1 pseudogene is annotated in these 405 nt (G+C 67.7%); it reads left to right on the top strand.

The annotated features are described in order from the left end of the window. Nucleotides 1–223, top strand: a pseudogene (locus EOA86_RS38250) (hypothetical protein); the annotation flags it as partial. Between the last annotated feature and the right edge of the window lie 182 nt (nucleotides 224–405).

Below are 405 nucleotides of genomic sequence, written 5' to 3'. Positions count from 1 at the left end.
CTGGGCGGCGGCGCTCGTCATGGTCAGCGCGCCGAACACTTTTGCTCTGTGGATGCGGCTGACCGCTGTTATCGCGGCTTTGCTGTTCGTCGTGTCGGCTTGCATGATCCTCTGGGGCGCGCCTCTGCTGCCGACCTCGTCGCCCTTGCCCGCCGCCGGCTATCCCTTCCTGGTCCTCACCTTCGTCGGCTGGATCTGGACCTTGCTGAAGCCCGAACGGTGAGCGGGAAAAAATGTCTACGCCGCTCGAAATCCGCAACAGCGCGACGGGCAAGATCTTCCCGGCCATCGGGCCGTTCCTGATCGGCGCGATCTTCGCTTTCGGCGCGCTGCAGGGGCTCGCGGCGGGCGCGGCTGGCGGGGGGGGGCTGGTGATCGGGCTTCTGGCGCTCGGTTGCCTGGCGC

The organism is Mesorhizobium sp. M5C.F.Ca.IN.020.32.2.1, from assembly GCF_004023105.1.
GTDB lineage: Bacteria > Pseudomonadota > Alphaproteobacteria > Rhizobiales > Rhizobiaceae > Mesorhizobium > Mesorhizobium wenxiniae.
This window is presented reverse-complemented; position numbering and strand designations above follow the sequence as displayed.